Here is a 19,150-nt window from a genome sequence, read left to right on the forward strand (position 1 = left end):
TTGGGGCGGGACATCACACACCTCCCGATCGGCACGAACTCGCACCAGTGCACCCAGAATAATGCAAACACCCTATTTTGTTAGGGGCTCTTAGCGCAGACCGCACGGGCCGAAAAAATCTTGGCCGGGCCGTGCAACCCTCCCCCCACCCCGCGGGTCGTACTTGCTGTCAGGACTTCTGTGGGGGACCCGGGGGGGATCCGAGAGGTTCTGACAGGGGAGGGAACAGGGGGAGGGAACCGAGGGGGCCCGGTCACGTACCGGGCCCCCTCGAAATTTCTCCGCGTCGAAGTTTCCCCACGCACGGCAGGACCCCGTCCCCGTGGCCCGGCTCGGCCGGCGCACCGGAGGGACGCCGGTCGAGTATTCCGCTCCCCTTCACAGGGCGGCCACCTCTTCCGCCGTCGGGAAGGACACCTGCGCGCCCTCCTTGGTGACCGTCACCGCCCCCACCCGGGCCGCGTAGGAGGCCGCGTCGGCGAGGGAGTCGCCGAGGCCGAGCCGCCAGGCCAGCGCGGCGGTGAAGGAGTCCCCGGCGCCGGTGGTGTCCACGGCGCGCACCGGTACGGAGGGGATGCGGGCGACACCGTCGGAGGAGGCCACCAGGGAACCCTCACCGCCCAGTGTCACCACCACCGACCGGGGCCCCTTCGCGAGCAGCAGCCGCGCCCAGTCCTCGGGCTCCTCACCGACACGGGCCTCACCCAGGATCACCTTCGCCTCGTGCTCGTTGAGGATCAGCGGGTCGCACGCCGCCAGCACCTCGGACGGCAACGGCTGCGGCGGCGACGGGTTCAGCACGAGCCTGCTGCCCGGCGCCAGCGTGCGCGCCACCTCCGCCACCGTCTCCAGCGGGATCTCCAACTGCGTGGAGACGACCCGGGCGGAGTGGAAGATGCTCCCGGCGGCGCGTACGTCCGCGGGCGTCAGCCGGCCGTTGGCGCCCGGTGAGACGACGATGCTGTTGTCCCCGGACGGGTCCACCGTGATCAGCGCGACGCCGGTCGGCGCCCCGCCCACCAGCACGCCCGCCGTGTCGACCCCGGCCTCCCGCTGCGAGTCCAGCAGCAGCCTCCCGTGCGCGTCGTCGCCGACCCGGGCCAGCAGGGCCGTACGGGCGCCGAGCCGGGCGGCCGCCACCGCCTGGTTCGCGCCCTTGCCACCCGGGTGGACGGCCAGGTCGGAGCCGAGCACGGTCTCCCCGGCGCCCGGGCGGCGCTCCACGCCGATCACCAGGTCGGCGTTGGCCGACCCCACGATCAGCAGGTCGTAGTCGTACACGGACTGGTTCTCCATGGCTCTCCATAGGGTCGGTTCCGGGCGGGCGGCCGGCTGCTGTGCGGCGGACGCGTACAGCGTGCCCTCCCCGACTGCCTTCCGGCCGTCCGGCGTGCCGTCGAAGCCGACGACCCGGACCGGTTTTCCGGTTTTCCGGCCTCGGGGCCGAGCACCTCGATCGCGCCGAGCGCCGTCTCGTCGTCCTCGGCGTGCGGGGTGCCGCGACGCGTGCGTCCGGAACCGGCCGCCGACTGCCGGCGTCGTGGTGTTCATGGCGCGGGGCGGGAGCACGATGGGCGAGGAGCCGACGTGGGCGGAGTCGCTGCTGATGTTCGTTTTCATCGGGGCGATTCCCACTGTCGTCGGAGGAGCGGTGCTCCTGTCCCTGTTCGGTCTGACGATGTGGGCGACAGCACCGCTGCGGCGCCGCAGACGGACCAGCGCTTGAGGTGTACGCGAAGGGCGGCCCGACTCCGGCTCGTCGGACGGTGCCGGGTCTCCCTGCCTGTTGCCCGACCGTGAGCACTTGGCCCTGAGGTGTACGTATCGCGCTCGGGTGAGCGCGGATCCAACAGCCGGCCGGGAAGTGTCATCGAGTCTGCTGGGCCATCAGGGGGGCAGGGCCTGGGGGGCGACGGAGCGAGTGAGAGCCAGTTCGCACCATCGGAGATGTCAACCGTTGTGATCTTGCTGCTTTTTCTGCAGGAACCGGGTGCTGAGCAGCAGGTTCGGCGAACCCTCACCCGGGTCGGCGCCCAGGTACAGCACCGCGACACCCGCGATGTACGGGGAGACCATCGAGGCACCGGATGGGTAGGGGACCGGTATGAAGGCGGAGAACGGCTGCGAACGGCACGGGTGTTAGCTTCTTCCCCGTGGCGGAACACCAGGACGAGACCAGAGCGGCCTACGACGGGGTCGTCGAGCTCTACGCGTCGATGTTCGCTGATCGGTTGGAGACGCACCCGTTCTCACGGAACATGATCGGCACTTTCGCCGAGCTGGTGCGCGGGACGGGGAACCCGCGGACAGCCGACGTCGGGTGCGGACCCGGTCACCTGACGTCCATGCTGCACGACTTGGGGCTGGACGCCTTCGGGCTCGACCTGTCCCCGGGCATGGTCGACCACGCCCGGCGGGCCCATCCGGCGCTGCGGTTCGACGAGGCGCGGATGGAGGCCCTGCCGGTCGAGGACGGCGCGCTCGGCGGCGTGCTGGCCCACTACTCGATGATCCACACCCCGCCCGGGGAATTGCCCGCGCTGCTCGCCGAGCAGGTGCGTGTCCTGGCACCAGGGGGCCTGTTCCTGGTCTCGTTCTTCGCGACCGAGGGACCGGAGCCGGTCCGTTTCGACCACAAGGTGACGCCCGCCTACAGCTGGCCGGTGGACCGGTTCGCCGAGTTGCTGACCGGGGCCGGGCTCGTCACGTTCGCCCGGCTGCTCCACGACCCGGCCTCCGAGCGAGGCTTCCTCGACGCCCACTTGCTGGCCCGCCGCCCCTAGGACGCCCGCAGGCGACGCGCACACCTTCCGCATGTGATGTCCCATCGACATCGCGCACTGGGACCGCAGGCTGCGCGTCCTGTCGGTACGCACGATGCCCGGGCCACTGAGCCTCCCGCGCCTACGCGCCCGGCACATCCCGGAGGCGGGGGCCGGGCGGCGGCGGACTGAGGGCTGTGGCCAGGGACGCAGATCGCGGTCGACGAGGTCACGACCCCTCCGGACCCTCCGTGAACGCGGTGGCGTGGTCGGCGGCCCACTGGTGAAACGTTCGCGGCGCCGTCCCGAGGATGTCGGCCACCGCAGTGGTGATGTACGCGGGCTGTCCGACCGCCGCGTTCCACGCGGCGAGCAGCATGTCGACGGCCGAGCTGGGCGCCGTGCCCTCCGACAGGCTCCGGAACTCGTCCGGCGTCATCTCCTCGAATGCGATCCGGTTCCCCAGGGCGTCGCCGATGACGCCCACCTGCGCGGCTTGGGTCAGCGATTCGGGGCCCGTAAGGACGTAGTCGCCTCCGGCGTACCCGTCCTGACAGAGCGTCCGCGCCGCGACGGCTGCGACGTCGCGGTCGTCGACCGGTGCCGTCTCGGCAGCGCCGTGAGGCCACCGGACGACCTCGCCGGCCCGGATCGCGGGCGCCCACCAGGCCAGCGAGTTCGACGCGAGCATCCCCGGCCGGATGATCGTCGACTCGAGTCCGGTGGCTGCGATGAGCCGCTCGATGTCGGCGTGCAGCACCGCCATGGGATTGGGCTGCCGGAAGAAGGGGTGCGGCGTCCGGTGCGGAGAGGAGAGGAAGACGACCCGCCGCACGTGGGCCGCCAGCCGCTCGACGACCGCCGCGGCGGTCTGAGGCGGGGCGGTCCAGACGAGGAAGACGGCACCGGCGCCGTTCAATGCCGGGTCGAGCGTCTCGGGCACAGTGAGGTCGCCGGTGAAGACCTCGACCTTCGCCGGCAGCGTCGCCGCAGCCTCGGAGCGACGGGTGAGGGCACGGACCGGCACGCCCGCGTCGAGGAGTCGATCGATGACGAGGCGGCCGACCCGGCCCGTCGCCCCGGTTACGAGCACGGGAGGAGTGTCTCTCTTCTGATTCACGACGCCCATAAAAACGTTACTCGGTTAAAAAAGCAACCCGGTCATGAATGTTACGGTGGTCAGATGAGCGAGTCGACGGGACTGCGGGCCCGCAAGAAGGAGCGGACGCGCGACGCCATCGGCGACGCGGCCGTCTCGCTGTTCCTGGAGCGCGGCTTCGACCGCGTCTCGGTCAACGACATCGCCGCGGCGGCCGAGATCTCCAAGCCGACCCTCTTCCGGTACTTCCCCACCAAGGAAGACCTGGTGCTGCATCGGTTTGCGGACCACCAGGGCGAGGCAGCAGGCGTCGTACGTGACCGCGGGTCCGGCATCAAGCCGGTGACGGCGCTGCACCGGCACTTCCGGGCCGGCCTCGATCGGCACGACCCCGTCACCGGCCTCAACGATCATCCCGAGGTGGTGGCGTTCCATCGGCTGGTGTTCACCACACCGAGCCTGGCAGGACGGCTCACGCGGTACCAGCTCGAGGACGAGGAGGCACTGGCGGGCGCCCTCGGCGAAGGCATCCGGGCACGCCTGCTGGCCGCCCAGGTGCTCGCGGTCCAACGGGTGCTCGCCCGGACCAACTGGCAGAAGATCGCCGACGGTCGCACCGCCCACGACGTCCACCCCGAGGCCGTAGCCGACGCCGACCAGGCATTCAGCCAACTGCGGTGACAGGCGACCCTCCCGGTCGAAGAAGGCTCCGCAGCCTGGTGCACGCGTTGTCACCGGCCCGGTCATGCCGCTTCCGCACTGTTCCGATCGGTGCCGGCGTCCTCTGGCCATCGCCGGAGGCGGCAACGGTCCAGGTCACGAAGGCTCCGGCGGTGCGGCGACCGCAGCAGTGCGAGCAACGACCTCCCGGAAGGTGGGAATTCCCAGGTCGACAGACTCCTGCTGCCGGGAGATCCGCGCGTCGAGTTGAGCGAGCTTCCCCTCGGCGTGGGTCAGGCCGCTCTGCAGTCCTTCGATATCGCCGAGCCACCCCTCGCCTTCGGCTTCCAGGATGCGTGCGAGGAGGGTGTCGCGGATCCCGACGAGCCGCGGGCGTTCGGAGACCTGCACGGTCAGGACGGGACGACGGACACACGCCCGCTGTCCGAAGGTCGGCTGTCCCGAAGGACGGCCTTCTCGGAGCGCGCGAAGATCAGGCGTTCCACCACTCATCGGTGGCACAGCCGACTTCGTAGTGCCACCACCCATCCTCTTGCCCTCGGGTCAGGAGCGCCTTGATCCCGTGGAAGTCGCCACCGGCCGGTGCGTTGAAGGCCACCATCGGGAAGTCTTCACGGAAGACCTCGCCACCGAGCCCGAATCTCGAAAGGTGCTGATGAACTGCCTGAGGGCTGCGCCCCAGCGGCCCGGAAGGAACAGGCACAACGCGAATCGTGCAGTTGCCGGAGGAGCTGACCCGCCCCACGGCCCAGCGAAGCCCTTCCGAGTCGGTCTGGAACCGCACGACGTCCCCCTCAGCCACCCCGTTCTGAAGAAAGGGGACGTTCTGCACGCGAGCCGTGTCAGCGCTGAGCCTCGTAGCCCATAGACCCTCGGTGTCCTGCGGGAACCACCCCTCGCGAGGAACGAACCGGAACCAGACCTTGATCTTCTCGACCATGCTCTCCATGCCGGGCATCATGCGCCGGCCGCCGAAGTCCCGTCGCATCGGACCTGAGCTGGGCGATCAATCCTCGCTGTCACCGGACGCCCACCAGCAAGACCACGATCTACCGCTGGAGTACTGATTCGTCACTTGTCTGAGTGAAGTGCAGAGAAGTGAGCGCAGATCCAGCAGGTGGCCGGGAAGTGTCAGCGAGTCTGCGGGGCCGTCAGAGGGGTCGGGGGCTGTGGGGCGACGGGGCGAGTGAGAGCCGGCTCGCACCAGATGAACTTGCCCCGGTTGCCGTGTCTGGACAGTGGGTGCCACCCCCACACGTCGGCGCAGGCCCGCACCATGGCCAGCCCCCGACCCGTCTCCAGCTCGCCGGCCTGCTCGAAGAGGGTCGGCGGTTCCGGTGGTTCCGGGTCCGCGTCCCATGCCCCGATCCGGAGCGTGCCCGGCGGTGCCCAGCGGACCCGGAGGGCGGCGGGACCCTGGGTGTGCGTCACGGCGTTGGCGACCAGCTCGGTCGCCAGCAACTCGGCGACATCGACGAGGCCGATCAGCCCGTGCATGGTCAGGATCAGACGCAGGGTGCGGCGGCTGATGGTGACGGCGCGGAGGTCGTTGGGGATGTGGAGGGAGTACTCCCACGGCTCGTTCTCGCTTTGGGGCATGCGTCAACTCCGTTCGGTGAGGGAGAGGTTCGGGGGCGGGATCGGTGTCATTGCCGCGGCCGTCGTGGCAGGGCGGAGCGGTGCGCTTCCGGGGTCCCGGTGCCGCACGGTGTGCGTCGCGTCACTGACGGTAGGGCTTACATGTAATCCAGGGCAAGCTGATCGCGATAATCTGCCCTCGAACGAGCTGTCCTGGCGATCGGGTTGAACCAAGGAGCGATTGATGGTCCTCAGGCGCGAACCAACCGCACGCCAGTTGCGCCTGGGGGCGGAGTTGCGCAGGCTTCGCGAGGCTGCCGGGTTCACCGCGATCGAGGCGGCGGCGCTGCTCGGGGTGAATCGGGTCCAGATCAGCCACGTCGAATCCGGGCTCACAGGTGTGAGCGAAGAAAGGCTGCGCCGCTTCCTGTCCCACTACGCCTGCACGGATGAGGAGTTCATCGCATCTCTGATCGCCATGGCCACCGACCGGACGCGCGGCTGGTGGGAGGAGTATCGGGGCCTGCTGCCCACGTCCTTCCTGGACCTGGCCGAACTGGAGAACCATGCCGCGTTCCTGCGCGAGGTCCAGTTCCTGTACATCCCTGGCCCGTTCCAGACGGAGGACTACGCCCGCGCTGTCTTCGCCTACCGGATTCCCGAACTCCCGCAGGAGGAACTCGAGGCGCGCGTCCGGCACCGGATGCAGCGCAAGGCCGTCCTTGAAGGGTCTGCTCCGACGCCGTACGAAGCGGTCGTCCACGAGGCCGCGTTGCGCATCATGGTGGGCGACCGGGCCACATCACGGACCCAGTTGGCTCGGCTTCTGGAGTTCTCCGAGTGGGGGCATGTCACCGTCCGCGTCATCCCCTTCGGCCTGGAAGGCTTCGCCGGCGCCGCGAGCGCCATGACGTACGCGGGAGGTGCCGTGTCCAAGCTGGACACCGTGGTACGCGACGGCCCGCACGGTGCGGCCTTCATCGACTCGGAAGCCCAGCTCGCCGCTTTTCGAACGCTCTTTCATAGGGTGGAGGGCGTGTCGCTCTCCACCGAGCGGTCGCGCGATTTCATCCACAGGCTGGCGAAGGAGCTGTGAGGCGCTTCATGGGCACCCCAGACAACTGGCGGAAGTCGTCCTACTCCGGTCCGGGCGACGGCGACTCGTGCGTGGAGATCGCGCACAGTCCTACTTGCATAGCCATACGCGACTCGAAGATCCCCGACAGGGCCACTCTCCTCTTCCCCGCCCCCGCCTTCATCCCCTTCCTCAAAGCCCTCAAGAGGTCGGCAATGCCTGCGGCCGTGCCTCGTGTCCGGCCAAGTGGAGCCGCAGGCGGGTGAGGTCCTCGGCCTCGGCGAACACCTGCTGTCCCCAGTACGCGGTGAGGCGGTGGGCGACGTCGACCAGCCGGCGGCGGTCCTCGGGCGTGTGCGCCGGGAAACGCGCATAGCCGTGGTCGGCGATCTCGTTCCCGAGTTCGCTGAAGAGCACGGCCCGGAAGCGCTGCTCCTCCTCGTCGGTCAGCGGTGCGACGGCGGCCTCGGTGGGCCGCACCCGGACGTTGTAGAGGTCTCGCATCACGTGCCGCTCCGCCATCTGCTCGAGTTCGTCCGCGAGAGCCTACCGATTGCGGCCTCCCGGGCAGGCCCCGGTTGCCACGGCCCACCGGTACCGTCACCGGGTCCCTTGGGCAGTTCCCCGTGTCGGCGTCGCCATAAGACTCGGCTGTCATCGCTCAATCGCTAGCCGAAGGAGGCCAGTTGATGATGTGACTGCTGTCCTTGGGGTGCATGAGTGTGGTCTACTCGGCTTTTGTGACGAATGTTGGGGAACGGCGACTCTTCCACTTCACGCACGTACGCAACCTGCGCGACATCCTTACCGAGAAGCAGTTTGGTGTCGGACGCCGTCATGCAAGACAGGGGAGGGGTGTTACTGGAGTGCGGAGACAGGGAGGTCAAGGCCGAACGGCGCACCCGACGGATCACCGTCCCTCCGTACGGTTGTCCGGCTGACTATGTTCCGTTCTACTTCGCCCCGCGATCGCCCATGCTGTATGTGATCAGCCGGGGTGGCGTGCCGACGTACCGGGAGGGGCAGACTCCACTCGTCTACCTCGTCACGTCCGTAGGTGCGGTTGTGGAGTCCGGAAGGCCTTTCGTCTTCAGTGACGGCAACTGCGCAAACGAGATCACTCAGCACTTCACGACGCTGGGTGAGATGCCCACGGTCGTCGACTGGGGGATCATGGCAGCTCGGTACTGGGCAAACACGGCTGATGACGGTGACCGGATGAGACGGCGCATGGCTGAACTTCTGGTTCTCGAACATCTCCCCGTCACCGCTCTGCATGAGGTCGGGACCTACGATCATGATCACGCCCAACAGGCGTGTCACCTGCTCAGGGAGGCGGGGGCCGAACTCCCGGTGAGTGTCAGACGTGAGTGGTACTACTGAGTTGGCGGAAGCGATCGGACCCTCCAAGGGAAGGATGACAATGATCACGCGCGGCACCGGCAACCTGCTTCTGGCGGATGTCGATGCCCTTGTTAACACGGTCAACACCGTGGGCGTCATGGGCAAGGGCATCGCCTTGCAGTTCAAGCGGGCCTATCCGGAGAATTTCAAGGACTACAAGGCGTCCTGTGACCGCGGGGATGTGACGGTCGGCCGAATGCACGTGCATGAGGTCGGGCAGATGGCAGGCCCTAGATTTATCATCAATTTCCCGACGAAGCGTCACTGGCGCGAGCCGTCCCGAATTGAAGACATCGCCTCGGGGCTTGTCGCGTTGCGTGACGAGATCGTCGAGAGGGGAATCAGATCAATCGCGGTTCCTCCGCTCGGGTGCGGAAATGGCGGCCTCTCCTGGCGCGAGGTCGAGCCCATGATTCGCCAGGCGCTGGGCACCATCCCGGGGGTCGAGGTCCGGGTGTGGGAGCCAGCGGGTGCGCCGAATGCGACCTCCATGCCGAACGCCACCGAAGCGCCCTCCATGAACCGCGAGCGTGCCGCTTTCCTTGCTGCGCTCGACCGCTACATCCGTAGTGGAATCTCGCGTGGACTTGCTTTTGAGCCTCGTGTTTCCCTGCTCGAAGCGCACAAGGTCGCGTATTTTCTGCAGAAATTGCAACTGCCGCTGGGTCTTCGTTTCGAAAAGGGGATCTACGGTCCGTACTCGCACCCCCTGGACAGAGCGGTCTCGGCGATGGAGGGACACTTCATCACGGGGTATGGAGACGGCACCAGCGGAGCTCAGGCAATCCTGGAACTCGACAAGGGCTCCGTGGACGAAGCCGAGCGGCTTCTTGAGCAGTACCCGGAGTTCGAGGGGATCGCGGAAAAGTTCCATATGCTGACGGCTGGTTTCGAAGACGCCTTCGGCATGGAACTCCTGAGCACCGTTCTGTTCGCTGCGGAAGAGCTGGTCACGCCGCCGCCGAGCCCTGACGCCGTCGCGGCGTGCATCGGCGGGTGGAGCGAGCGCAAGCAGCGCCTGTTCACACGGGCGCATGTGCGCACGGCGTGGCAGCGCCTGTCCGAGGCGGGCCTCCTGCCGCCGCACGAATCCGGCTCAACCGCGTGAGGGAACAGGGCCTGGCCCGCGCCGCCCGCCCGTTCCGCCAGGGAGCCTTCGCCCCCTCCGTCCAAGCGCTCCCAGCGGATTCCCGGCGCTGAAGCCCGGACGGCCCGGCACCCTGTCACACCCCACCGGTACCGTCGGAGCATGTCCACTCAGTCCGCAGCGGCCCCCGGGGAACGGCGCCTCGCCACCCTCGAAGGCGTGCTGGAGCGCATCACGTACGCCAACGAGGAGAACGGCTACACGGTCGCCCGGGTCGACACCGGCCGGGGCGCCGGCGACCTGCTCACCGTCGTCGGGGCGCTGCTCGGTGCCCAGGTGGGCGAGTCGCTGCGGATGGAGGGGCGCTGGGGGTCCCATCCGCAGTACGGCAAGCAGTTCCACGTGGAGAACTACACGACGCTGCTCCCGGCCACCGTCCAGGGCATCCGCCGCTATCTCGGCTCGGGGCTGGTCAAGGGCATCGGGCCGGTCTTCGCCGACCGCATCACCCAGCACTTCGGGCTGGACACCCTGACCGTCATCGAGGAGGAGCCCAAGCGGCTGATCGAGGTGCCCGGTCTCGGCCCCAAGCGGACCAAGAAGATCGCCGACGCCTGGGAGGAGCAGAAGGCGATCAAGGAGGTCATGCTCTTCCTCCAGACCGTCGAGGTCTCCACCTCCATCGCCGTGCGGATCTACAAGAAGTACGGCGACGCCTCGATCTCCGTCGTGAAGAACCAGCCGTACCGGCTGGCGTCCGACGTCTGGGGCATCGGCTTCCTCACCGCCGACCGGATCGCCCAGTCCGTCGGCATCCCGCACGACAGCCCGGACCGGGTCAAGGCCGGCCTGCAGTACGCCCTGTCGCAGGCCACCGACCAGGGGCACTGCTACCTCCCCGAGGAGAAGCTGATCGCCGACGCGGTGAAGCTGCTCCAGGTGGACACCGGGCTCGTCATCGAGTGCCTCGCCGAACTGGCCGCGGAGCCCCAGGAGGGCGAGGACCCCGGAGTCGTACGGGAGAAGGTGCCCGACCCGCAGGGCGGCGACCCGGTCACCGCCGTCTACCTCGTCCCCTTCCACCGCGCCGAGCTGTCCCTCTCCGCCCAGCTGCTGCGGCTGCTGCGCACCGGCGAGGACCGGATGCCGGGCTTCCGGGACGTGGACTGGGCGAAGGCCCTCGGCTGGCTCAAGGGGCGTACGGGGGCCGACCTGGCTCCCGAGCAGGAGGCCGCCGTGAAGCTGGCGCTCACCGAGAAGGTCGCGGTCCTCACCGGCGGTCCCGGCTGCGGCAAGTCGTTCACCGTCCGCTCCATCGTGGAGCTGGCCCGCGCCAGGAAGGCCAAGGTGGTGCTCGCGGCGCCGACCGGCCGCGCCGCCAAGCGCCTGGCCGAGCTGACCGGCGCCGAGGCCTCCACCGTCCACCGCCTGCTGGAGCTCAAGCCCGGCGGCGACGCGGCCTACGACCGGGACCGGCCGCTGGACGCCGACCTGGTGGTGGTCGACGAGGCGTCCATGCTCGACCTGCTGCTGGCCAACAAGCTGGTCAAGGCCGTGGCCCCCGGCGCCCACCTGCTCTTCGTCGGTGACGTCGACCAGCTCCCCAGCGTCGGCGCGGGCGAGGTGCTCCGCGACCTGCTGGCGGACGGCAGCCCGGTCCCCGCCGTCCGCCTCACCCGCGTGTTCCGCCAGGCCCAGCAGTCGGGCGTGGTGACCAACGCGCACCGGATCAACGCCGGGCAGCACCCGGTCACCGACGGCATGAAGGACTTCTTCCTGTTCGTCGAGGACGACACGGAGGAGGCCGGCCGGCTCACCGTGGACGTGGCGGCCCGGCGCATCCCGGCGAGGTTCGGTCTCGATCCGCGCCGGGACGTGCAGGTCCTGGCCCCCATGCACCGGGGCCCGGCCGGCGCCGGCACGCTGAACGGACTGCTCCAGCAGGCCGTCACCCCGGGCCGCCCGGACCTGCCCGAGAAGCGGTTCGGCGGCCGGGTCTTCCGTGTCGGCGACAAGGTCACCCAGATCCGCAACAATTACGAGAAGGGCGCGAACGGGGTCTTCAACGGCACCGTCGGCGTGGTCACCTCGCTCGACCCGGTCGACCAGCGGCTGACGGTCCTGACGGACGAGGACGAGGAGGTGCCGTACGAGTTCGACGAACTGGACGAACTGGCACACGCCTACGCGGTGACCATCCACCGCTCCCAGGGCAGCGAGTACCCGGCCGTCGTCATCCCGGTGACCACCGGCGCCTGGATGATGCTCCAGCGCAACCTGCTCTACACGGCGGTCACCCGGGCCAAGCGGCTGGTCGTCCTCGTCGGCTCCCGCAGGGCGATCGGACAGGCGGTCCGCACGGTGTCGGCGGGCAGGCGCTGTACGGCCCTCGACTTCCGGCTCGCGGGCGCCTGATCCGCCGTTGTTGCGGCCCTTCGCCCCGTTCCCGGAAGGAAAATGATCGATCAAATGAGTCGTAAAGGTCACAAGGGCTTCCGGAAGTTGAACACAACGGGCAGGATGGGAAAGCTGGCGGCACTCAGTGCCGCCAATAGGCCCGATGGTCGACCCCGAGTGCACTCTCCTGAGCCAAGTGGGGGATGGTAGAGACAGTCAGGGCACCTCGAAGATGAGGCACTACGTCGGTGAGGGAAGACGTGAGCGACAACTCTGTAGTACTGCGGTACGGCGACGGCGAGTACACCTACCCGGTGGTCGACAGCAGCGTCGGCGACAAGGGATTCGACATCGGGAAGCTCCGCGCCCAGACCGGACTGGTGACGCTGGACAGCGGCTACGGCAACACCGCCGCATACAAATCCGCGATCACGTACCTGGACGGTGAGGGGGGCATCCTCCGTTACCGCGGATACCCGATCGAGCAGTTGGCCGAGCGCTCCTCCTTCCTGGAGGTCGCCTACCTGCTGATCAACGGTGAGCTGCCGACCGTCGACGAACTCAGCACGTTCAGGAACAACATCACGCAGCACACCCTGCTGCACGAGGATGTCAAGAACTTCTACAAGGGCTTTCCGCGCGACGCCCACCCGATGGCCATGCTGTCGTCGGTCGTCTCGGCGCTGTCCACGTTCTACCAGGACAGCCACAACCCGTTCGACGAGCGCCAGCGCAACCTCTCCACCACCCGGCTGCTCGCCAAGCTTCCGACCATCGCGGCCTACGCGTACAAGAAGTCGATCGGCCACCCGTTCGTCTTCCCGCGCAACGACCTCGGTTACGTCGAGAACTTCCTGCGCATGACCTTCTCGGTCCCGGCCCAGGAGTACGAGCTCGACCCGGTCGTCGTCTCCGCCCTGGACAAGCTGCTCATCCTGCACGCGGACCACGAGCAGAACTGCTCGACCTCCACGGTGCGCCTGGTCGGTTCCTCGCAGGCGAACATGTTCGCCTCGATCTCCGCCGGCATCTCCGCCCTGTGGGGGCCGCTGCACGGTGGCGCCAACCAGTCGGTCCTGGAGATGCTCGAGGGCATCCAGGCCGCCGGCGGCGACGTCGACTCCTTCATCCGCAAGGTGAAGAACAAGGAGGACGGCGTCCGCCTGATGGGCTTCGGCCACCGGGTCTACAAGAACTTCGACCCCCGCGCCAAGATCATCAAGGCCGCCGCGCACGAGGTGCTGTCCGCCCTCGGCAAGTCCGACGAACTGCTGGACATCGCGCTGAAGCTGGAGGAGCACGCGCTCTCCGACGACTACTTCGTCTCGCGCAGCCTCTACCCGAACGTCGACTTCTACACCGGTCTGATCTACCGGGCCATGGGCTTCCCGACCGAGATGTTCACGGTCCTGTTCGCCCTCGGCCGCCTTCCGGGCTGGATCGCCCAGTGGCACGAGATGATCAAGGAGCCGGGCTCCCGCATCGGCCGCCCGCGCCAGATCTACACGGGCGTGGTGGAGCGGGACTTCATCCCGGTCGAGCAGCGCTGACCGACCCCGGTCGCCCGCACGGACACCGGACGGCACGCCCTCAGGGGCGTGCCGTCCGGTGTTTTCGTCGGCCGCCCGGGCCGGAACCGGGCCTCGGGAAAGCGAGAAGGCGCCCCGCGCCGGTCCCCCCACGGGCCGACGGCAGGGCGCCTTCCCATGTCCCGGTGCGGATTCCCCCCACGGGATCCGGCCGGGCGTCTGTGAAGAACAGCGCCTGAATCGCTGTGTGAGCACAATGAGCAGAACAGAACTCACTGCCCCCATGCGGTCTGCCGGGACAGCGCACGGTCGGGAGGGCCGCTCAAAGCTCTCCGATGTACGTGCCCCGGCAACGCAGTCTGGGAAAGTCCCCCAAAGACATCCCCAGATGCCAGGTCGCGCCCCCCAAGACGCTTCCTGACATCGCCAACTTAGACCTTCGAACCCCTTCGATGGTTACGTTCACTTCACTGTGATCTGCGTCTCTTGCATATGTCCGTTACGCGCGCAAGGGCCCCGGTATCGCCAATGGGGCCCAGGCGTAAGGGCGATGCGTACGCCTTGTGAAGAGCTTATGTGAAAGGTCGTACCGGACTCCAGGGGTTCATCAGGTCGAGATCTCAATGAAACGCCCTCCGGCGGCGGGTCGGCCGGTGCGGCGAAGGCCGGCCGGGGCACCGTGCCCTCAGGCCTTGCCGACCAGTTCGAAGCCGGCCTCGTCGACGGCGGCGCGGACGGCCTCCTCGTCGAGCGGGGCCGCGGAGACGACGGTGACCGCGCCGGTGGCGGCGACGGCCTTCACCGAGGAGACCCCGGGGAGCCCGGAGATCTCGCCGGAGACGGCGCCCTCGCAGTGGCCGCAGCTCATGCCGCTCACCTTGTAGGTGGCGGTGACGGAACCCTGGGTGTCGGTCTGGGCGGTCATGTCGTTGCTCCCTCGTCGAGACGTGTGAGGTGGAGGGGCCCGCAGGGGCCACGTTTTTCAGTTTATACCCCTAGGGGGTATGAATCCAGGACCGTCGGGGCTCCCGGATCAAGGAGCCGCCCGCGACAGGGCGGAGGTTCGCGGATAGCGTTCCGCCGCAAACGGTGATCGCCGGGAAGGGGCGGGGGAGGCGCCGGGGTGCGCGTACGGCACTCCACGCCGGTCCCCGCGCCGCCGGCGCGGACGGAAGGCGGGCCGTCATGCGGGCGGTGGTGTTCGAGCGGTACGGGGAACCGGCCGAGGTGCGGGAGGTCGCGGACCCGGAGCCCGCGGAGCACGGGGTCGTGGTGCGGGTCGAGGCCACCGGCCTGTGCCGCAGCGACTGGCACGGCTGGCAGGGCCACGACCCGGACATCACACTGCCGCACGTGCCCGGCCACGAACTCGCCGGTGTCGTCGAGGCGGTCGGCGCGCGGGTCACCGGCCGGCGGGTCGGCGACCGGGTCACCGTCCCCTTCGTCTGCGCCTGCGGGAACTGCCCGGCCTGCGCGGCGGGGGACCAGCAGGTGTGCGAGCGGCAGACCCAGCCCGGCTTCACCCACTGGGGCTCGTTCGCCCAGTACGTGGCCCTGGACCACGCCGACGTGAACCTGGTCGACGTCCCCGAGGGCATGTCCTTCGCGACGGCCGCCTCCCTGGGCTGCCGCTTCGCCACGGCCTACCGGGCGGTGGTGCAGCAGGGCCGGGTGGCGGCGGGGGAGTCCGTCGCGGTGCACGGCTGCGGCGGGGTGGGCCTGTCGGCCGTGATGATCGCGGCGGCCTCGGGCGCCCGGGTCGTCGCCGTGGACGTGTCCCCCCGGGCCCTGGACCTGGCACGGAAGTTCGGCGCGGCTCAGTGCGTGGACGGGTCCGAGGTCGAGGACACCGCGGCCGCGGTCCGCGATCTCACCGGCGGCGGCGTCCACCTCTCCCTGGACGCCCTGGGCTCGCCCGCCACCTGCGCCGCCTCCGTGAACGGCCTGCGCCGCCGGGGCCGCCACGTCCAGGTCGGCCTGCTGCCTTCACCGACGGGCACGACCCCGGTGCCGATGGCCCGTGCCGTCGCCCTGGAGCTCGAACTCCTCGGCAGCCACGGCATGGCCGCGCACACCTACCCCCCGATGCTGGAGCTGGTCCGGGCGGGCGTCCTGCGCCCCGACCTGCTGGTGACGCGCACCATCGGCCTGGACGCGGTCCCGTCGGCCCTGGCGGCGATGGGCACGGCACCGGGCGCGGGCGTGACGGTCATCGAGCCCTGGAACTGAGCACCGCCCACGCCCGGCCGGGGCCGGAGGTGGGCGGTGCCGTGCGGATCGGCTAGTCCCTGCGGCTCCGGTTGCCGGGCCGGGCCGCCACCCAGCGGCGCACCGTGTCCGCGTACCAGTACGGTTTGCCGCTCTCCACGTGGTCGGGCGGGGGCAGCAGACCGTGCTTGCGGTAGGAGCGTACGGTGTCCGGCTGCACCTTGATGTGCGCCGCGATGTCCTTGTACGACCACAGACGTCGGTCGGTCATGCGTCGTTCCTCCCCACGAGCACCACGGAGGCGGCCAAGGGGCGGCCGTCAGGGGGAACCGGGTGCTGCGCTGGCGATCACCCAGCGTTCTGCCCGGTCAACGACGCGTTACGGAGCGGGTCAGCGGTTGTGCGCGGGGCGTGACGGAAGAGCCGCCTGCGCGGGACATCTGTGACGGGGGCGAGGTGTTTGTGACACAAGTGACGCAAAGATCCTCGCCGGTCCGTCGGCGGGGCGGGTTGACCCGTTCGGGGCATCCCCGGTCGAACCGGCCGGGTTCGGGGAGGCCCTGTCGAGATCTGGTCCGTATGTCTGGACAAAGTATTGACAGGGCTTCGCTCCACGGCTAGAAACCGGGGGAGAGCCGTACCAGGACGACCCGGGACCACCGGACACCGCGACACGGCACGAAGGGAACGCGATCGCGATGGCGTACGACCTGATCACCATGGGCCGTATCGGAGTGGACCTCTACCCGCTCCAGACCGGTGTCCCGCTTCCGCAGGTCACCTCCTTCGGCAAGTTCCTCGGCGGCTCGGCGACGAACGTCGCGGTCGCCGCCGCCCGCCTCGGGCGGCACACGGCGGTGATCAGCCGCACCGGCGACGACCCCTTCGGCACCTACCTCCACCAGGAGCTGCGCGACTTCGGCGTGGACGACCGCTGGGTCACCGCGGTCCCCGGGCTGCCCACCCCGGTCACCTTCTGCGAGGTGTTCCCGCCGGACGACTTCCCGCTGTACTTCTACCGCCGGCCCAAGGCCCCCGACCTGGAGATCGACGCCCACGAACTCGATCTGGACGCCATCCGTGACGCGCGCGTCTTCTGGGTCACCGGCACCGGACTGAGCGAGGAGCCCAGCCGCACCGCGACCCTCGGCGCACTCGCCCACCGGGCCAAGGCCGGCACCACCGTCTTCGACCTCGACTGGCGCCCGATGTTCTGGCACGACCCCGACCAGGCCCGCCCCTTCTACCGGGAGGCCCTGCGCCACACCACCGTCGCCGTGGGCAACCTGGACGAGGTGGAGGTCGCCACCGGCGTCCGCGAACCCCACGCCGCCGCCCGCGCGCTGCTGGCCGCCGGCGTCGAACTCGCCGTGGTCAAGCAGGGACCGAAGGGCGTCCTCGCGGTCAGCGCCACGGGGGAGAGCGCCGAGGTCCCGCCGCTCCCGGTGAACGTCCTCAACGGCCTCGGCGCCGGCGACGCCTTCGGCGGCTCCCTCTGCCACGGCCTGCTCGCCGGCTGGAGCCTGGAGCGGACCATGCGGTACGCCAACGCCGCCGGAGCCATCGTCGCCTCCCGGCTCGAGTGCTCGTCCGCGATGCCCACCGAGGACGAGATCGAGGCGGCGGTCACCGAGGGGGCCGTGCGATGACCGACGCGCACCCCGGCCGCGTGGGTTCCGGCCGTACCCCGGGGCACCGCTGACGGCCGGCCCCGGCACCGATCGCCTCCGGCGCGGGAGGCCGCTTTGCTTTGGCAGGAGCGAAGTGCGTGCGATGACTCCCCGCCCGCTACGGCCCCGCGCCGGAGGTCCCCGCCCCACCACCGCGGCTCACCCCGACCCAAGTGTCTACGGGGGGACCGCAACGCCCGACAGAGTGTCGGGCGCGCCCCGCGCCCGATCCTGGTGGGATGAAACCAAGGCACGTAACCCGAGGCACGTGAAGAACCGGCGCCGCCCTCTGTGAAGGAGTACTCGGTCTTGACTTTCTCTCCATCGTGAACGAGGGAGATTCCTACGGCTCGTGCCGTGGGGCTTTCTGCTTCGTCGCCGACTGCCCGCCCGGAGGTCTCCGTTGAGGTCTGACATCAGCTCCACAGACCGACACCGCCAGCCCGGCGGCCAGAACGTTCTTCGCCGCGTTCCCGTCCCGGTCGTGCGTTGTACCGCAGCCCCCGCAGGTCCAGGTACGGACGTGCAGCGGCATGCTCCCGGCGAGCGCACCGCAGTGGGAGCACAGCCTGGACGAGGGGAGGAAGCGGTCGACCACGATCACTTTCCGCCCGTACCAGGTGGCCTTGTACTCCAGCATGCTCCGCAACTCCGACCACGCCGCGTCACTGATGGCACGGGCGAGGTTTCGGTTCTTGACCATGTTGTGCACGGCCAGGTCCTCGATCACGATCGTTTGGTTCTCACGAACGAGCCGAGTGGTCACCTTGTGCAGACGGTCCCGGCGCCGGTCGGCGATCCGGGCATGGATCTTCGCGACCCTGCGCCGGGCCTTGGCCCGGTTCGCACCGTCGCCTTTGGCCTTCTTCGCCAGGTTCCGCTGCGCCTTCGCCAGGCGGGTACGGTCCTTGCGCTCGTGCCGGGGGTTGGCGATCTTCTCCCCGGTCGACAGGGTCAGCAGGTGTTCCAGGCCGACGTCCACACCGACCGCGGTGTCCGTGGCCGGGAGCGGCCGGAGGGTCGGGGCGTCGCACAGCAGGGAGACGAACCAGCGTCCCGCGGCGTCCTGCGAGACGGTCACCGTGGACGGGGTGGTCCCCTCGGGCAGCGGACGCGACCAAACGATGTCCAACGGCTCGGCCATCTTCGCCAGGGTCAGTCTGCCGTCCCGGAAGCGGAAACCGCTGGCGGTGTACTCGGCGGACCTCCGCGACTTCTTCCTCGACTTGAAGCGCGGGTACTTGGACCGCTTGCCGAAAAAGTGTGTGAACGCGGTCTGCAAGTGGCGCAGCGTCTGCTGCAACGGCACGCAGGACACCTCGTTCAGGAACGCCAGTTCCTCGGTCTTCTTCCATGCTGTCAGCAGCGTCGAGGTGGCGTTGTAGCTGACCCGCTCCCCGCGCGCCCACGCCTCGGTGCGGGCGGCGAGGGCCAGGTTGTAGACCTTCCGCACACACCCGAACGTGCGCGACAGTTCGGTCGCCTGCGCAACAGTCGGGTAGAAGCGGTACTTGAACGCCCGCTTCACCTGCTTCATCGTCACGCACACACGCTAGTGCGACCACACGCAGTGACCAAACCTGCGGGTCAGAGCGCTGCGGTTCGCCCTGATGGCGGGCCGCAGCCCGCCATCCTGCTCCGCAGGAGCCCGTTTCTCCCC

Annotated in this window: 21 protein-coding genes and 1 pseudogene; 12 read left to right on the top strand and 10 right to left on the bottom strand. The window is 69.1% G+C overall.

The genetic code is table 11. From position 1 onward, the window contains the following. Nucleotides 1–378: 378 nt before the first annotated feature. Nucleotides 379–1,281, bottom strand: a complete 903-nt coding sequence (locus AB0I73_RS29520) for a ribokinase (protein ID WP_363042467.1) — start codon at nt 1,279–1,281, stop codon at nt 379–381. 268 nt (nt 1,282–1,549) lie between these two features. Between AB0I73_RS29520 and AB0I73_RS29525 the strand changes: the two genes are divergently transcribed. Continuing rightward, on the top strand, nt 1,550–1,726 hold the full coding sequence (locus tag AB0I73_RS29525; RefSeq protein WP_363042385.1) for a hypothetical protein: 177 nt from the start codon (nt 1,550–1,552) through the stop codon (nt 1,724–1,726). A 224-nt stretch (nt 1,727–1,950) separates the two neighbouring features. On the opposite strand, the gene AB0I73_RS29530 is transcribed toward AB0I73_RS29525, so the two are convergent. Then, complete coding sequence (locus AB0I73_RS29530; protein WP_363042387.1) at nt 1,951–2,076, bottom strand: hypothetical protein; 126 nt, start codon at nt 2,074–2,076, stop codon at nt 1,951–1,953. Nucleotides 2,077–2,153: 77 nt separating this feature from the next. Between AB0I73_RS29530 and AB0I73_RS29535 the strand changes: the two genes are divergently transcribed. Beyond that, nucleotides 2,154–2,783: a class I SAM-dependent methyltransferase gene (locus AB0I73_RS29535; protein ID WP_363042389.1), complete on the top strand. Its 630-nt coding sequence runs from the start codon at nt 2,154–2,156 to the stop codon at nt 2,781–2,783. 208 nt (nt 2,784–2,991) lie between these two features. Here AB0I73_RS29535 and AB0I73_RS29540 read toward each other — a convergent pair whose 3' ends face one another. After that, nucleotides 2,992–3,855 carry an NAD(P)H-binding protein gene (locus AB0I73_RS29540; protein ID WP_363042391.1) on the bottom strand — a complete coding sequence of 288 codons (864 nt, stop codon included), beginning with the start codon at nt 3,853–3,855 and terminating at the stop codon, nt 2,992–2,994. Between the two features lie 90 nt (nt 3,856–3,945). On the opposite strand from AB0I73_RS29540, the gene AB0I73_RS29545 reads away from it, so the two are divergent. Further along, nucleotides 3,946–4,542: a TetR family transcriptional regulator gene (locus tag AB0I73_RS29545; protein ID WP_363042393.1), complete on the top strand. Its 597-nt coding sequence runs from the start codon at nt 3,946–3,948 to the stop codon at nt 4,540–4,542. A gap of 135 nt (nt 4,543–4,677) precedes the next feature. Here AB0I73_RS29545 and AB0I73_RS29550 read toward each other — a convergent pair whose 3' ends face one another. The 3 genes from AB0I73_RS29550 to AB0I73_RS29560 form a co-directional block, all read right to left on the bottom strand. Beyond that, complete coding sequence (locus tag AB0I73_RS29550; protein ID WP_363042395.1) at nt 4,678–4,932, bottom strand: hypothetical protein; 255 nt, start codon at nt 4,930–4,932, stop codon at nt 4,678–4,680. 82 nt (nt 4,933–5,014) lie between these two features. Further along, complete coding sequence (locus AB0I73_RS29555) at nt 5,015–5,491, bottom strand: DUF4265 domain-containing protein (protein WP_363042397.1); 477 nt, start codon at nt 5,489–5,491, stop codon at nt 5,015–5,017. A gap of 182 nt (nt 5,492–5,673) precedes the next feature. Next, entirely contained in the window at nt 5,674–6,141 is a 468-nt protein-coding gene (locus tag AB0I73_RS29560; protein ID WP_363042399.1) for an ATP-binding protein, read from the bottom strand. A 223-nt stretch (nt 6,142–6,364) separates the two neighbouring features. Here AB0I73_RS29560 and AB0I73_RS29565 point away from each other — a divergent pair, with 223 nt between their 5' ends. Then, the gene (locus tag AB0I73_RS29565; RefSeq protein WP_363042401.1) at nt 6,365–7,216 is read left to right on the top strand and encodes a helix-turn-helix transcriptional regulator; all 852 of its coding nucleotides are present in this window, start codon (nt 6,365–6,367) and stop codon (nt 7,214–7,216) included. 8 nt (nt 7,217–7,224) lie between these two features. Continuing rightward, a complete protein-coding gene (locus AB0I73_RS29570; RefSeq protein ID WP_363042403.1) occupies nt 7,225–7,461 on the top strand; it encodes a DUF397 domain-containing protein in 237 nt (78 codons plus the stop codon). On the opposite strand, the gene AB0I73_RS29575 is transcribed toward AB0I73_RS29570, so the two are convergent. Continuing rightward, nucleotides 7,397–7,717: a hypothetical protein gene (locus tag AB0I73_RS29575; RefSeq protein ID WP_363042405.1), complete on the bottom strand. Its 321-nt coding sequence runs from the start codon at nt 7,715–7,717 to the stop codon at nt 7,397–7,399. The two genes, AB0I73_RS29570 and AB0I73_RS29575, sit on opposite strands and share 65 nt — an antisense overlap. A 300-nt stretch (nt 7,718–8,017) precedes the next feature. Here AB0I73_RS29575 and AB0I73_RS29580 point away from each other — a divergent pair, with 300 nt between their 5' ends. From AB0I73_RS29580 to AB0I73_RS29595, 4 genes are all read left to right on the top strand, one after another. After that, complete coding sequence (locus AB0I73_RS29580) at nt 8,018–8,578, top strand: DUF4433 domain-containing protein (RefSeq protein WP_363042407.1); 561 nt, start codon at nt 8,018–8,020, stop codon at nt 8,576–8,578. A 40-nt stretch (nt 8,579–8,618) separates the two neighbouring features. Beyond that, entirely contained in the window at nt 8,619–9,707 is a 1,089-nt protein-coding gene (locus tag AB0I73_RS29585; RefSeq protein WP_363042409.1) for a macro domain-containing protein, read from the top strand. 141 nt (nt 9,708–9,848) lie between these two features. Beyond that, complete coding sequence (locus AB0I73_RS29590) at nt 9,849–12,101, top strand: ATP-dependent RecD-like DNA helicase (RefSeq protein ID WP_363042411.1); 2,253 nt, start codon at nt 9,849–9,851, stop codon at nt 12,099–12,101. Between the two features lie 242 nt (nt 12,102–12,343). Beyond that, nucleotides 12,344–13,633, top strand: coding sequence for a citrate synthase (locus AB0I73_RS29595; RefSeq protein ID WP_363042413.1), 1,290 nt, complete (start codon nt 12,344–12,346; stop codon nt 13,631–13,633). A gap of 664 nt (nt 13,634–14,297) precedes the next feature. Here AB0I73_RS29595 and AB0I73_RS29600 read toward each other — a convergent pair. Beyond that, nucleotides 14,298–14,537, bottom strand: coding sequence for a heavy-metal-associated domain-containing protein (locus AB0I73_RS29600; protein WP_363042415.1), 240 nt, complete (start codon nt 14,535–14,537; stop codon nt 14,298–14,300). A 260-nt stretch (nt 14,538–14,797) separates the two neighbouring features. On the opposite strand from AB0I73_RS29600, the gene AB0I73_RS29605 reads away from it, so the two are divergent. Further along, nucleotides 14,798–15,841: a zinc-dependent alcohol dehydrogenase family protein gene (locus AB0I73_RS29605; RefSeq protein WP_363042417.1), complete on the top strand. Its 1,044-nt coding sequence runs from the start codon at nt 14,798–14,800 to the stop codon at nt 15,839–15,841. 52 nt (nt 15,842–15,893) lie between these two features. On the opposite strand, the gene AB0I73_RS29610 is transcribed toward AB0I73_RS29605, so the two are convergent. Continuing rightward, a complete protein-coding gene (locus AB0I73_RS29610) occupies nt 15,894–16,091 on the bottom strand; it encodes a MerR family transcriptional regulator (protein ID WP_202277257.1) in 198 nt (65 codons plus the stop codon). Between the two features lie 427 nt (nt 16,092–16,518). Here AB0I73_RS29610 and iolC point away from each other — a divergent pair, with 427 nt between their 5' ends. Both iolC and AB0I73_RS29620 read left to right on the top strand, forming a co-directional pair. Then, nucleotides 16,519–17,469 carry a 5-dehydro-2-deoxygluconokinase gene (iolC, locus tag AB0I73_RS29615; RefSeq protein ID WP_363042419.1) on the top strand — a complete coding sequence of 317 codons (951 nt, stop codon included), beginning with the start codon at nt 16,519–16,521 and terminating at the stop codon, nt 17,467–17,469. A gap of 53 nt (nt 17,470–17,522) precedes the next feature. Further along, nucleotides 17,523–17,594 (top strand): annotated as a pseudogene (locus AB0I73_RS29620) (5-deoxy-glucuronate isomerase); the annotation flags it as partial. A gap of 239 nt (nt 17,595–17,833) precedes the next feature. Here the strand turns inward: AB0I73_RS29620 and AB0I73_RS29625 are convergent. Continuing rightward, nucleotides 17,834–19,027, bottom strand: coding sequence for an RNA-guided endonuclease TnpB family protein (locus AB0I73_RS29625; RefSeq protein ID WP_363042469.1), 1,194 nt, complete (start codon nt 19,025–19,027; stop codon nt 17,834–17,836). Nucleotides 19,028–19,150: the final 123 nt, after the last annotated feature.

The organism is Streptomyces sp. NPDC050388 (assembly GCF_040655635.1).
Lineage (GTDB): Bacteria > Actinomycetota > Actinomycetes > Streptomycetales > Streptomycetaceae > Streptomyces.

What these genes read in the sequence shown, in the direction of transcription:
- AB0I73_RS29525 (WP_363042385.1), top strand. Translation starts at nt 1,550, where the DNA reads ATGGCGCGGGGCGGGAGCACGATGGGCGAGGAGCCGACGTGGGCGGAG.
- AB0I73_RS29530 (WP_363042387.1), bottom strand. Translation starts at nt 2,076, where the DNA reads ATGGTCTCCCCGTACATCGCGGGTGTCGCGGTGCTGTACCTGGGCGCC.
- AB0I73_RS29545 (WP_363042393.1), top strand. Translation starts at nt 3,946, where the DNA reads ATGAGCGAGTCGACGGGACTGCGGGCCCGCAAGAAGGAGCGGACGCGC.
- AB0I73_RS29555 (WP_363042397.1), bottom strand. Translation starts at nt 5,491, where the DNA reads ATGGAGAGCATGGTCGAGAAGATCAAGGTCTGGTTCCGGTTCGTTCCT.
- AB0I73_RS29560 (WP_363042399.1), bottom strand. Translation starts at nt 6,141, where the DNA reads ATGCCCCAAAGCGAGAACGAGCCGTGGGAGTACTCCCTCCACATCCCC.
- AB0I73_RS29565 (WP_363042401.1), top strand. Translation starts at nt 6,365, where the DNA reads ATGGTCCTCAGGCGCGAACCAACCGCACGCCAGTTGCGCCTGGGGGCG.
- AB0I73_RS29570 (WP_363042403.1), top strand. Translation starts at nt 7,225, where the DNA reads ATGGGCACCCCAGACAACTGGCGGAAGTCGTCCTACTCCGGTCCGGGC.
- AB0I73_RS29575 (WP_363042405.1), bottom strand. Translation starts at nt 7,717, where the DNA reads ATGGCGGAGCGGCACGTGATGCGAGACCTCTACAACGTCCGGGTGCGG.
- AB0I73_RS29585 (WP_363042409.1), top strand. Translation starts at nt 8,619, where the DNA reads ATGATCACGCGCGGCACCGGCAACCTGCTTCTGGCGGATGTCGATGCC.
- AB0I73_RS29590 (WP_363042411.1), top strand. Translation starts at nt 9,849, where the DNA reads ATGTCCACTCAGTCCGCAGCGGCCCCCGGGGAACGGCGCCTCGCCACC.
- AB0I73_RS29600 (WP_363042415.1), bottom strand. Translation starts at nt 14,537, where the DNA reads ATGACCGCCCAGACCGACACCCAGGGTTCCGTCACCGCCACCTACAAG.
- AB0I73_RS29605 (WP_363042417.1), top strand. Translation starts at nt 14,798, where the DNA reads ATGCGGGCGGTGGTGTTCGAGCGGTACGGGGAACCGGCCGAGGTGCGG.
- AB0I73_RS29610 (WP_202277257.1), bottom strand. Translation starts at nt 16,091, where the DNA reads ATGACCGACCGACGTCTGTGGTCGTACAAGGACATCGCGGCGCACATC.
- iolC (WP_363042419.1), top strand. Translation starts at nt 16,519, where the DNA reads ATGGCGTACGACCTGATCACCATGGGCCGTATCGGAGTGGACCTCTAC.
- AB0I73_RS29625 (WP_363042469.1), bottom strand. Translation starts at nt 19,027, where the DNA reads ATGAAGCAGGTGAAGCGGGCGTTCAAGTACCGCTTCTACCCGACTGTT.